Source organism: Pelatocladus sp., from assembly GCF_059505505.1.
Genome location: NZ_JCACKS010000231.1, coordinates 7,867 through 21,757, shown reverse-complemented (window position 1 = coordinate 21,757; position 13,891 = coordinate 7,867). Strand labels below are relative to the sequence as shown.

At 39.9% G+C, this 13,891-nt stretch carries 3 protein-coding genes; all 3 read left to right on the top strand.

What is annotated here, in order from left to right; translation table 11 throughout:
- Positions 1-41: 41 nt before the first annotated feature.
- Genes AC5JMK_RS22470 through AC5JMK_RS22460 form a run of 3 tightly spaced genes read left to right on the top strand, consistent with a single transcriptional unit; the run spans position 42 to position 13,500 of the window.
- The gene (locus tag AC5JMK_RS22470; protein ID WP_495911064.1) at positions 42-3,287 is read left to right on the top strand and encodes a type I polyketide synthase; all 3,246 of its coding nucleotides are present in this window, start codon (positions 42-44) and stop codon (positions 3,285-3,287) included.
- Positions 3,284-7,534 (top strand): amino acid adenylation domain-containing protein, encoded by a 4,251-nt coding sequence (locus AC5JMK_RS22465; protein WP_495911063.1) that lies wholly within the window; start codon positions 3,284-3,286, stop codon positions 7,532-7,534. The genes AC5JMK_RS22470 and AC5JMK_RS22465 overlap by 4 nt, the downstream gene beginning before the upstream one ends.
- On the top strand, positions 7,531-13,500 hold the full coding sequence (locus AC5JMK_RS22460; RefSeq protein ID WP_495911062.1) for a thioester reductase domain-containing protein: 5,970 nt from the start codon (positions 7,531-7,533) through the stop codon (positions 13,498-13,500). The genes AC5JMK_RS22465 and AC5JMK_RS22460 overlap by 4 nt, the downstream gene beginning before the upstream one ends.
- The last annotated feature ends 391 nt before the right edge of the window (positions 13,501-13,891 follow it).

The following is a 13,891-nucleotide window of genomic DNA, read 5'->3' as shown; positions in this document are numbered from 1 at the left end:
AGATTCAGAGTCAGATCTTTAATAGTTTAAATATTTGTATTATGGAAGCCATAGCAATCATTGGTATAGGATGCCGTTTTCCCGGTGCTGAAAATCCTGAAGCTTTGTGGTGTTTGTTAAGGGAAGGTTCACATTCAATCTCTGAAGTGCCACCGGAGCGTTGGAATATTAATGTTGATAACAATTTAGACCTGGATAAGTTAAGAGAAAAGGGGGTTTACAAAGGCGCTTTCATACAACAAGTAGACAACTTTGACCCCGATTTCTTCAGAATTTCCCCACGTGAAGCTAAGACTATGGATCCCCAGCAACGGTTTCTTTTAGAGGTTAGCTGGGAAACGATGGAAAATGCTGGAATCGCACCAAATACCTTGTCTGGTAGCAATACTGGAGTGTTCATTGGTATCAACAGTTATGATTACTCCTGGATTCAATTACAAAATCTCAGCAGTTCAAATGTTTACTCCAGTACTGGCAACTCTCATTGTATAGCTGCCAACCGCTTGTCTTATACATATAATTTTCGTGGTCCTAGTGTAGCCTTAGACGCGGCTTGTTCATCATCCCTAGTGGCGGTGCATTTAGCTTGCCAAAGTTTGCGCCTTGGAGAGTGCAATGCGGCTCTAGCTGGCGGCGTGAGTATGATGTTATCTCCAGAATGGTCTATTCTTCTGTCTCAATCAGGTATACTTTCAGCTGAAGGTCGTTGTAAAACTTTCGATGCTAATGCTGACGGATATGTGCGAGGAGAAGGCTGTGGTCTAGTCCTTCTCAAGCGTTACTCGGATGCACTTCGTGACAATGATAATATTCTGGCACTAATTAGAGGATCAGCAGTTAATCAGGATGGTCTTAGTAATGGACTTACGGCACCTAATGGACCAGCACAACAAGAAGTCATACGCCAAGCACTAAAAAATGCCCAAGTCTCACCAACCCAAATAAGTTATGTCGAAACTCAAGGTACAGGTACCTCCTTAGGGGATTCAATTGAAGTCAATTCTATAAAAGCAGTTTTGATGCCGGATCGGTCTCCATCTCAACCCTGTTGGATTGGATCGGTTAAGACAAATATTGGTCATTTGGAAGCTGCTTCTGGAATTGCCAGCTTAATTAAGGTAATACTGGCAATGCAACATGGGGAAATTCCACCTCATTTGAATTTCAGTAACCTCAATTCATATATTTCCATACAACAAAATGAGCCGCTCTTAATTCCTAAATATCTGACACCATGGCAATCAGAAAAAAATAGCTGTTTTGCTAGTATAAATACTTTTGGATTTGGCGGAACTAATTGCCATTTGATTCTAGAAAAAGCTCCTACTATTGATGAAGTAAAAGTACTTAATGAGTATAAACGGTCTTTCAATATTACTACTCTGTCAGCAAAAAGTGAAAAGGCACTTAAGCAATTAGCACAACTTTATGAAGTGTATCTTCAAGCTAACTCACAAGCATCACTAGGAGATATTTGTTTTACGAGCAACACAGGACGTGTACATTTTGAGTATCGACTTGCTGTAGTATCTAAAACTAATGCAGAGTTAAACAAGTGTCTGAAAGATTTTATTGCTGGGAAGAAGTCCAGTGGATTGATAAGTGGCAAGGTAACCAAAAGAAAGCTACCTAAAGTAGCATTTCTCTATACTGGTCAAGGCTTTCAATACATTGGTATGGGACGTCAACTTTACTCTACCCAGCCAGTTTTTCGGCAAGCACTTAACTACTGCGATGAAATTTTGTGTTCTTATACAGGGAAATCGTTCCTAAAATTTATCTATAGAGAACCAGGTCAGACGGTTTCTCTTGAGCAAACTGCTTATACCCAACTATCAGCTCTGTTTGCCCTCGAATATGCCTTAACCCAGCTATGGCTATCTTGGGGAGTAGAGCCAACAGCCGTGATGGGACATGGTGTAGGAGAATATGTTGCTGCTTGTGTGGCTGGAGTTTTTAGTCTAAAAGAAGCGCTGAAACTAATTAGCAAGTATGCTTCCTTAATGCAAACTCTACCAGCTAACGGTCAGATGGTAGCCGTGTTTGCTGATGAAGCATCGATTCAAGCTGTGCTGACGCAAGAGCAGAAGATAGCTATTGCGGCCCTCAATAGCCCACAAAACACTGTGATTACCGGTGAACAAAAGATAATTGAGAAAGTTTGTGCTACTTTAAAGGCAGCCGGAATCAAAACGAAAAAACTAAAAACATTCCATGCTTTTCACTCCCCGCTAGTAGAGCCAATTTTGACAGAGTTTAGTGAGATAGCTGCCAGTACTACTTATGCAACACCTAAGATAAAGCTGATTTCTAATGTCACTGGTAAACCATTAACAACCGAAGTAATTACATCTGAGTATTGGTGTCGTCATCTCAGCCAGACGGTGCGATTTGCAGATGGGATGCAGACACTTTATAAAGAAGGATATGAAGTCTTTGTAGAAGTAGGACCTAAACCAATTTTGCTGGGGATAGGACGGCAATGCTTACCGAAGAGAGCAGGAATTTGGTTAGCAAGTCTGCGTCAAGGACGGGAAGATTGGCAGCAGATGCTAGAGAGTTTGGGGCATTTGTATGTACAAGGGATACCGATCAATTGGTCAAACTTTAGCCAGGAATATCATCACCAACGAATCAGCTTACCGACATATCCTTTTCAGAAAGAACGTTACTGGCTTGAGAGAGTTGAGAAAGGATATTCAAAAGTAGAAGCTATCTCTGAGACAAAAAGTCAAACTCCAATTATTGATCTTCTCAATGCAGGAGATATTGAAAAACTAGCTGAACAGTTGGAAAAAGCAAGTAATTTTTCGGAAACTCAAAAACAACTACTGCCAAAACTTTTGAAAGTTTTAGTCAAACAACACCAAAAGTATCTTCAAAACAAAGGTGTACTAACTGAACATTATGATCCCTCATCAAACAATGGTGTGGTGTCAGATATAGTGAAGCAATTAAATAGTGCAAGTCTCGACAGACGCTTAGAATTTTTGATTGCTTATCTTCAAGTTCAAATCGCTAAAGTTTTAGAACTCCCTTCATCTAGTCAACCTGATCCATATCAATCCCTACATGAGTTAGGGCTTGACTCTTTGATGGGCATGGAGATTAAAAATCGGATTAAGACTGATTTAGGTTTAGATATACCCTTACAAATATATAGTGAAGGAATTAGCATTAAACAACTAGCTTCCGATCTACTGCAACAATTTGCATTGGCAAGTCTAGTCCAATGGAAGTCTCAGTCCCACGAGCTCAGTGAGGATTTAGAGGAAATAACAATATGAACCTGAATGAACTTTTAACTGAACTTTCTAAACGAAATGTTAAGGTATGGGCGGAAGCAGATAATTTGCGTGTTCGTGCGCCTAAGGAAGCTCTCACACTAGACTTACGTAATTCTATAGCAGAGCATAAGGTAGACCTTCTGAGGTTACTCTGCGAAAGTAATTTTAGTATGCATGATGATGCTCTGCCTGCGGTTCTCCCAGTACTAGACGAACGCTATCAACCCTTTCCTCTTACCGATATTCAGTATGCTTATTGGGTGGGACGTAGTGGAGAGTTTGAATTAAGTAACGTAGCTACCCATGCCTATTTAGAACTTGAATGTAATGGCTTAGACCTAGAGCGGCTAAATTGTGCTTGGCAGCAATTGATTGAGCGACATGAGATGTTGCGGACTGTAGTACTGCCAGATGGTACACAAAAAATTCTCACAGATGTGCCTTTATACCAAATCTCGGTTTTGGATTTGCTTGGAGAAGATCCTGAAAGTATCAGGTTCAAAACTGAGGAAATTCGTCAACAAATGTCTCACCAGATGCTGCCAACTGACAAATGGCCTTTATTTGATATTCGAGTTGCTCATCTAAGCGAAACTTTCTTTCGGCTTTATCTTAGCTTTGATGCGTTAGTAACTGATTTGGGGAGCTTGCATCTTCTTTTTCAAGAGTGGAGTCAGCTCTACCAGAACCCAGAATTGGTTTTGCCTCAATTGGAACTTTCATTCCGCGATTACGTTTTAGCCGAAGAGCGCCTAGTAGGAACGCAACTATATCAGCGTTCACAAGCCTATTGGTTTAATCGTCTAGATTCTCTGCCGCCAGCACCAGACCTGCCGCTAGCCAAAAATCCCAATTCTTTAAAACAGCCCCGGTTCCATCGTCGCACTTTTTGGCTGAATACAGAATATTGGCAAAAGCTAAAGAAATATGCAACAGATGCTAATTTAACTCCCTCTGGAGTCTTGCTTGCAGCTTATGCTGAGATTTTGACAACTTGGAGCAAATCTCCTCAATTTACTATTGATCTAACTCTATTTAACCGTTTACCACTTCATCCTCAAGTCAATCAAATTGTTGGGGATTTTACTTCTGTAATACTGCTGCAGATAGACAACTCAACGGTTAATGAATCCTTTGTCTCTCGTGCTGTCCGTCTCCAAAAACAACTTTGGCAGGATTTAGATCATCGCTACGTCAATGGAGTGCATATTCTAAGAGAATTGGCACGTAAAAAACGTAACTCTCCAAAGGCAATGATGCCTGTAGTCTTTACTAGTGCCTTGGGTGTTGGTTCGTTAAATAGCAATAGCCCTGGGTTAAGTCAATTTGGAGAAATTGTCTACGGCATTAGCCAAACACCTCAGGTCTGGCTAGACCATCAAGTCATTAAACAAGATGGGGGATTAGTTTTCAACTGGGATGCAGTAGAAGATCTTTTCCCCCCTGGAATGTTGGACGATATGTTCAATGCCTACTGCAATTTTTTGGTGCAACTAGCAACTCAGGAGCCAGTATGGCACTCAATGACAAGACAACTCGTTCCTCCAGAGCAATTGTCTCAACGAGTCGCGATCAATGCTACAAAGGCACCTCTGTCTGGTGAAATGCTACACACTCTATTTACAAGACAGGTAGAGCGTTGTGGTGACCGCTGTGCCATAATCTCACCCCAGCACACCCTGACTTACTCTGAGTTAAACAAATTAGCTCATCAAGTTGCTCATCAGTTGCGGCAGCTAGGAGCTTCTCCCAATCGTCTGATAGCTGTAGTTATGGAAAAAGGTTGGGAGCAAGTAGTTGCTGTACTAGGAATATTAATCTCTGGTGCAGCTTATTTACCAATTGATCCAGATTTACCAATTGAGCGCCAAAAGTATTTGCTCAAACAAGGGGAAATTCAAATAGTTTTGACTCAATCGTGTGTCAATGTAAAACTCGAGTGGTCGTCGGATATTCATAGAATAAATATTGATACTGAGAAGTTAACAGACCACAGTCCATCAACTTTGGAATCAGTTCAAAATCCAAAAGATTTAGCTTATGTAATCTATACTTCTGGCTCAACAGGTTTACCCAAGGGAGTAATGATTGATCACCAAGCTGCTGTGAATACGATTCTTGATATCAATCAATACTTCCAAATTGGAGAGCAAGATTGTATACTAGCACTTTCAGCTTTGAACTTCGATTTATCAGTTTACGATATCTTTGGTATTTTAGCTGCGGGAGGAACTATTGTTATTCCTAAAGCAACAGCAACTAGAGACCCAGCCCACTGGATAGATCTGATGACGCACTATCAAGTGACCTTATGGAACTCGGTTCCGGCCTTGATGCAGATGCTTGTTGAATATATCAAACTCCACCCAGACAAAGTTCCTTCGTCTTTACGTTTGACTCTTTTAAGCGGAGATTGGTTGCCACTAAACTTACCTACTCAAATCAAAACTTTATGGCCGAAAGCTCAGGTGGTGAGTTTAGGAGGGGCAACTGAGGCATCAATTTGGTCTATTTTTTATCCAATCGAGAATATTTCTCCTGAATGGAAAAGTATTCCTTACGGTCGGTCTTTAACAAACCAAAGTTTTTATGTTTTCAATGAGTTACTTGAACCTTGCCCTATATGGGTGAGTGGACAACTTTACATTGGAGGAGTTGGGTTAGCCAAAGGTTACTGGCGCGATCAAGAAAAAACTCAAAATAGTTTCATTACACATCCACGCACAAAAGAGCGTTTGTATAAAACAGGTGATCTAGGGCGTTACTTACCGGATGGTAATATTGAGTTCCTGGGCAGAGAAGATTTTCAAGTTAAAGTTAACGGCTACCGAATTGAATTAGGCGAAATAGAAGTTGCACTGAAACAACATCCATTGATAACTGATGCAATTGTTACTGCTATTGAGCAGGGAAAAGAGCAAAAGCAACTAGTTGCTTATGTTATTTCTAACTTAGAGAGAAAGTCTGCCCATTTGCAGAAAGAATCAGCAGTTCTACCTGTAGAAGCAATTGAATTCCAAAAATTAGAAGGAGTGATAACTGATCCTGTAGAGCGTATTGAATTTAAGCTAAGACAACCAGGACTACAATCATTAGATCAAAATCACCTAACTGTAGAGCTAATTAGACCAGAATTTAATCAGACTTTAACTCAAACTTATCTAAAACGCCAAAGTTACCGCCAAATGTTGGAGGAGCCAGTCCCATTTGAGCAATTCGGCCTCTTTTTGAGCTGTCTCATGCAGATGAAAGTCAATCACATTCCTTTACCAAAATATCGCTATCCCTCTGCTGGCAGTCTTTACCCTGTCCAAACTTACCTACTAATTAAACCAAATCGCGTAGAAAAACTGGAAGGTGGCATTTATTACTATCACCCAGCAGAACATCGTTTAGTATTGATAAAAGCTGTTACTAACATTAGTGAGATTGAAGATAGCCTTTATAGTGGCTCAAATAAATCAATATTCGAGCAAGCAGCTTTTGCTTTATTTCTTATTGGGCAAATGGATGCAATTAATCCTATGTATGGAGGATGGGCTAGAGATTTTTGTCTGTTAGAAGCCGGTTACATGAGTCAATTATTGATGGATACTGCACCAGATTATGAGGTTGGTTTATGTCCAATTGGACATTTAAATTTTGAAAAGCTAAGAAATTTATCTGGTTTATCATCATCAAAGCATATTGTTCTGCATAGTTTTATCGGCGGAAGAATTATCTTAGAGCAAACAAAACAGTGGTTGAGATCTACAGCTTCTCCAACTGATGAATCAGCATTAACTTCAGAGAAACTGAGTATTTATTTACAGCAAAAACTACCTAGCTATATGGTGCCTTGTATCTATGTTTTTTTAGATAAGCTACCATTGACACCTAATGGCAAGATAGACCGCAAGTCCTTACCAATTCCAGATGCAGCTAGTTTAGAGTTGCCAGCAGCTTTTGTGGCTCCCTACACTGCTACTCAAAAAACTATAGTCGTTATCTGTGCTGATGTACTAGCTCTAGAAAAAATTGGCATACACGATAACTTAATTATGCTGGGAGTAGACTCTCTACAAGCTACTCAAATTGTTGCTCGTTTGCGGAAAATATTTCCAGTGGAACTACCTCTGCGTCAATTGTGGGAGAGTCCTACCATAGCAGACTTAGCAGAATACATAGACATAGCTCTTTGGGCTACTTCAGATCAGCAAAATCGTAGTGATTTCAATAATTCTGAAAGAGAGGAAGGAGAAATATGAAAACCGTTCCCGAGCTATTGTCATATATTCGTCAATTAGGTATAGATCTTTGGGTAGATGGTAACTCTTTGCGATACAGCGCACCCAAGGAAGTAATGACACCGATTTTAAGTGCACAGTTAGCTGAACGCAAAAACGAAATTATTACCTTTCTTAATGGTTTCAAATCAGCATATACTTCTACTCTTTTACCACTGCAACCGATTGCAAGAGATGGAAAAATTCCACTATCTTCTGCCCAACAGCGATTGTGGTTTCTAGAACAACTAGAGGGAGATAGTGTTCCTTATAATGAGTTGGGAGCGTTGAGCATTGATGGCAGACTTAATATAGTGGCTTTAGAAGTAACTCTCAATGAAATAGTTCGGCGTCATGAAGTTTTACGAACAAATTTTCCTAGTGTCAATGGGTCTCCCGTCTGTAAAATTTTCCCATTTCTAAAAATAGATTTGCCTATAATAGATTTGCAGACTTTTTCAGAAGTCGAGCAGTTTACCAAAGTTCAACAATTAGCTGCTGAACTAGTCCAACATCCCTTTGATCTAGCCAATGATCCCTTGTTGAGATTTAGGCTACTGCGACTAGGAGAACGATCGCATGTGCTAATTTTAGTTATGCATCACATCGTTTTTGATGGTAGGTCAATCAATGTATTTTTCAACGAACTAGCAGTATTGTATGAGGCTTTTAGAAACAATCAAATCTCTCCCCTACCAGATTTGCCAGTTCAATATGCTGACTTTGCCGCATGGCAGCACCAATGGCTAACTGGTAAATTTTTAGAAAAACAGCTTAACTATTGGAAACAAAAGCTTGCCAACGCTCCTGCTTTGTTAAAACTTCCTACTGATCAACCACGACCTGCTGTTCAAACTTTTCGAGGAGCGCATCACAATTTTGCTCTACCTAAAAAACTAAGTGAAGCATTAGTTGCTTTAAGCAAGCGTAAAGAAGTTACCCTTTTTACAACATTAATAACAGCATTCCAAATATTGCTTTACCGATATAGTGGGCAGGAAGATATTTTAGTTGGTACGCCTATTGCCAACTTAGATATTACTGACATTGAAGGATTGATTGGCTTTTTTGCTAATACTATAGTTGTACGCACTAAAATAACAAACAAGATTAGCTTTGAACGGTTATTGGAACAAGTCCAGGAAACACTTTTAGAAGCTCAGGCTCATAGAGATGCTCCTCTAGAGCACATAATAGAAGCTCTACAGCCACAAAGAAGCTTGAGTTACACTCCTCTATTTCAGGTACTATTCATTTTCCAGGATACTCCAATCACAGAGATTAATTTAAAAGATTTAACTTTTAGACCATTAGCAGTAGAAAGTGGTATTTCAAAGTTTGACATCAGTATATTATTAAATAATACTGCTCAAGGTCTGACAGGATGGTGGGAATACAATGCAGATTTATTTAATGTAACCACCATAGAGCGGATGGCAAATAACTTTGAAACTTTACTTGAAAGTATTGTTACTGATTCTCATCAACTGGTTACACATCTGCCCTTGTTAAATGAAGCGGAACAGCACTGGCTATTGGTAGAGCAAAATCGCAATCACGTGAGTTTACTACAGGAAAAGTATATTCACCAAAAATTTGAAGAGACTGTGAAGCGATCGCCTGAAAATATAGCAGTGATTTTTCAAGAGCAGCAGCTGACATATCAAGAGTTAAACAAGCGAGCCAATCAATTAGCACATTACTTGCAGAAACTAGGTGTGGGAGCAGATGTGCTTGTTGGCATCTGTATAGAACGTTCTGTTGAGATGGTGATAGGTCTTTTAGCAATTCTCAAAGCAGGTGGAGCTTATGTACCTTTAGATCCAGCCTATCCTAAGAATCGCTTGGCCTTCATGATCTCGTATTCTCAATTGTCAGTACTCTTAACTCAACAAAAATTAGTGGCAGAACTGCCAGAAAATAAAGCACATTTGGTTTGCCTAGATACAAACTGGGAAACAATCTCTCTCGAAACAGAGGAAAATCCTTGTAGTAACTTGATGCCTGAAAACCTGGCATATGTGATTTACACTTCAGGATCTACTGGTCAGCCTAAAGGTGTAATGGTTGAGCATGGTCAAGTTGTAAATTTCTTTACTGGAATGGATTTTCGCATTGGTAGTGATTCCCCCGGTACATGGTTGGCAGTTACAACTATTTCTTTTGATATCTCCGTCTTAGAGTTACTGTGGACACTTACGCGAGGTTTCCAAGTAGTGGTTTATACGGTGTATAATTCCTTTTTCTCTTCCATAGAGCCACAGGCTGAAGAAGCAAGTAAAGAAGATGTTGATTCTGTTATATCTAGTCTTCACCGTGTAGACCAAGTCAAGGAATTAAATGATATCAGAAAAGAAATAGAAAAACATGATTACTCTTTACCTGCACAGATTATAAGGCACAATGTTACTCACTTGCAGTGTACACCTTCTCTAGTAAGGATGCTAATCCTAAACTCGGAGACGCTCAAACCCCTACGGTCTCTTCAGAAACTCATATTGGGGGGAGAAGCACTTTCTGCTGAGCTTGCCAATAAGCTCAATGAAGTAGTTTCAGGTGAAGTTCTCAATATGTATGGACCGACAGAGGCTACTATCTGGTCTACAACTTATACTGTCGGTTCATCTAAAAAAATCGTTGCCATAGGTAAACCAATTGCAAACGTTCGCGTATATGTTCTAGATCAGCATTATCAACCAGTTCCTATTGGAATACCTGGTGAATTGTTTATTGGTGGTGCGGGTGTTGCTCGAGGTTATCTAAATAGATCTGAGTTAACTACTGAAAGATTCATCCCAGATACGTTCAGTAACGATCCCAAAGCGCGAATGTATAAGACAGGTGATTTAGTTCGCTATTTACCGGATGGTAACATTGAGTTTTTGGGTCGCATCGATCAGCAAATTAAGATTCGTGGCTTCCGCATTGAGCTGGGAGAGATTGAAGTAACATTGAAACAGCATCCGACAGTGCAAGATGCCGCTGTTTTGGCTAGAGAAAACTCCTTTGGAGACAAGCAATTAGTAGGTTATTTTGTTCCCAAGGCATTATCAGATGGCTTAGATGAGTCAAACCGAAAAGAATTGCTGGATCAACAAATATTGCAATGGTACTCCCTTTGGAATCAAACCTATGACAGTGCAGCTGCAAATCAAGATGCAAAGCTGAAATTTGCTGGCTGGCATAGCAGCTATACAGGTCAGCCTATCTCAGTACAGGAAATGGACGAGTGGGTAGATTTTACGGTCAAACGTATTTTATCTCTAAAGCCAAATCGCGTTCTAGAGATTGGTTGTGGTTACGGTTTGCTATTATTGCGAATCGCTCCCTATTGTGCTGAGTACTGGGGTACAGACTTCTCAGAAGTTGCCATAAACTATATTCAGCAGCAACTGGTAATGCAGTCTCCCTCTTTGTCCCAGGTTAAACTATTTCAGAGAGGGGCAGATAATTTTGAGGGACTAGAAACAGAGGCATTTGATACGGTAATCCTGAACTCTGTTGTTCAGTATTTTCCCAGCATTGACTATCTACTACAAGTCTTGGAAAATGCTGTTAAAGTAGTTAAGCCAGGTGGATTTATTGTTGTAGGAGATGTTCGTAGCTTACCACTATTGCAAGCTTTTCATATCTCAGTTGAATTGTATAAGGCTTCTGACTCTCTATCAACAAGTCATTTACTGTCGTGCGTGCAAAAAAGCATGGATCAAGAGCAGGAACTAGTCATTGATCCAGCATTTTTCATTGCCCTCCAGGAGAACTTAACCAAGATTACCCACGTCCAAATTGAGCCTAAAAAAGGACATTATAGTAACGAGCTTAGCAAGTTTCGCTATGATGTTATCCTCCATGTAGGAGGAGAAAAAGTTAATTCTACTCAAGATTTTCTCTGGTTAGACTGGCATAATCAAGACTTAACACTGACCTCTGTAAGTGAAATTATAGAGTCTACTCAACCAGATATCCTCGGGCTACGTCGAGTAACTAACTTACGCTTGCAAACAGAAGTTAAGGCTTTGGAGCTATTGGCTAGTAACCAGGTGCCTAAGACGGTAGGTGACTTTCGCTCAATGCTAGAAAAAATTGTCGGCGAGGCTCAAGAATCTGGAGTTCTACCAGAAGATTTATGGAATTTAGGGAGTAGATTGTCTTACTCTGTTGAAATCAGCTGGTCAAATAACTATGAAAATGGAAGTTACGATGTACTATTCAAGCGACTTACATCTGATGAAAAATGTAGAGATATGAGCTCTTACCTCTTGGGAAAAAAGCACCAACTAAAACCTTGGAGAACGTATGCAAATAACCCTTTACGGAAGCAAGAAACGAGCCATTTCATTTCACAATTACGAGATTTTTTGAAAAAGCAATTGCCTGAATATATGGTACCTGGAGTGTTTGTGATGCTAGAGGCTCTGCCTTTGACTTCAAACGGCAAAGTAGACCGCCGTGCCCTACCGCTACCAACTCGAGAAATTAATGAACGTGACTCCTTGCTTCTTCCCCGTAATCCTACTGAAAAAGTCGTAGTTAGTATTATAGCCGAAGTTCTTGGACTGGAACACTTAAGTATCTATGATAACTTTTTTGAACTAGGAGGACATTCCTTATTAGCCATCCAAGTTATTTCTCGGTTGCGAGAGACTTTTAAGGTAGAGTTGCCAGTGCGTAGTCTGTTTGAGAAACCTGTTATAGCTGCGATTGCCAAAGCCATCGACACCGCTCTCGAGACGGGAATCTCACCAATGACCACAAATACCTTAGATCTAAATGCAGAAGCTGTTTTAGACTCCACAATTCAGCCTCAGAGTGTATCGGTTGATCATGTTGTGAGTGAACCTCAAAGTATCTTGTTAACTGGAGCAACTGGCTTTTTAGGAGCATATTTACTTCATGAGCTTCTAGAGGAAACTCAGGCAAATATTTATTGCCTGGTTCGTTCCCCTAATATTCTTGAAGGCAAATGGAGGATACAAAGCAAGCTTGAATCCTATTTTCTCTGGAATGAAAGCTTTAGATCCAGAATTATCCCTGTTGTTGGAGATTTATCTACTGCATTTTTGGGTCTTTCAGAACCACAGTTTCGCCATCTAGCTAGTCTGATCGATGTGATTTATCACAATGGTGCATTGGTGAATTTTGTTTATCCTTACTCGGTACTGAAAGAAGCCAATGTTCTCGGAACTCAAGAAATTCTGAGATTGGCTAGTGAAATCAGAGTAAAGCCTGTGCATTTTGTCTCGACTATTGCTGTTGCATCTCCATTTATATATTCAGAGAGCAAGGTAGTTCGAGAATCAGATCCGTTTTTCTACAGCCGGGATATTGATACTGGATATGCTCAGAGTAAGTGGGTAGCGGAGAAATTAGTAATACAGGCCCGTGACCGAGGACTTCCTGTTTCTATCTATAGAGCAGCAAGAATAGCGGGTCACAGCAAAACTGGAGTTTGTAATACAGATGACTTGATCTGCAGAATGATTAAAGGCTGTATTCAGCTTGGAAAAATGCCAAAACTGGACGGTATTGTAGACAACATTACTCCTGTGGATTATGTAAACCAGGCTATTGTTCATCTATCGCGTCAGAAAAAATCTTTGGGAAAAGATTTCCACGTAATTAACTCTTATCCCACCCCCGTCAACGACATATTTAACTGGATTGGCTCTTTGGGCTACCAATTAGAGGAGGTTTCATATGATCAGTGGCGCTCAGAGCTAATTCTTCACGAAGAGCGTTCTTTGAAAAATGCTTTGCATCCTCTTTTACCTCTTTTTTCTCAAAATATGCTAAAACAAAAAGTAGCGCTACAGTTCGACTGTCATAACACTATTGATGGGCTGGCAGGCACTAATATTGTTTGTCCTTCCATAAACAAAAAATTATTCACCACTTACTTTTCATACTTAATTAGCAGCGGCTTTTTGAAGGCGCTACAGCAAAGCTAATCAACCCAGAATATAAGCCGTTTTATAAAGGAGATGTTAGGGCAACAACTAACATTTGAAAGTGTGCAGCAAAAGTTTTATTTGCTGTTTAAACTATGGGATGTTTAATGCATTTTAAAAAAGCTTAAGTATCATTGATATATCATGACTTGGAATATAACATTAGGCATTCTTGTTTGATGTCATCAAGTAATCACTTGAAGAAACGTAGATATCAATGAATTAGCGATCCTAATCAATAAAAAGACGTAAACTCCAAGTTGAGTAACAACCATGACTACAACTACTCTAAAAGGCGGAAAATTACCAAGTGATGGTACGACGAATAAACCGAGACAAAACTGGTTTCGTACTCTCAGAACTATCGCGCTATTGACTATTTATGGGATTT